This is a genomic window from Kribbella swartbergensis (assembly GCF_054784135.1).
Genome location: NZ_BAAGPM010000031.1, coordinates 1 through 346 on the forward strand (window position 1 = coordinate 1; position 346 = coordinate 346).

Here is a 346-nt window from a genome sequence, read left to right on the forward strand (position 1 = left end):
CGGCAGGATTTGCAACGGAATCGAAAAAGGGCCGCTGCAACCAGCGGCCCTCCCTTGAGGTTGCTCCTCACGATGGCTGAGCATGTGTGGGGCTAGCTCACCCATCCTGCATCAGCCCCTCTCAATCCTTAAGCCGCCTTCACGTCTTGGAGGAACGTGGCAACCTCCTGGCCGAGATCGTTGGAGTGGCGGGCGAGCTCCTGGGCTGCCCCGAGCACCTGGCTGGCAGCGGCTCCGGTCTCGCCGGCGCCCTGCTGAACGTCCCCGATGCTGCCGGTGACCGCTTCCGTGCCCCGCGCCGCCTCCTGGACGTTGCGGGCGATCTCGGCCGTGGCGGCGCCCTGCT

At 67.6% G+C, this 346-nt stretch carries 1 protein-coding gene; it reads right to left on the reverse strand.

From position 1 onward, the window contains the following. Nucleotides 1-128: 128 nt before the first annotated feature. Nucleotides 129-346: hypothetical protein (locus ACYVOK_RS29075; RefSeq protein ID WP_460665755.1), on the reverse strand; the 218-nt coding region annotated here is incomplete at its 5' end.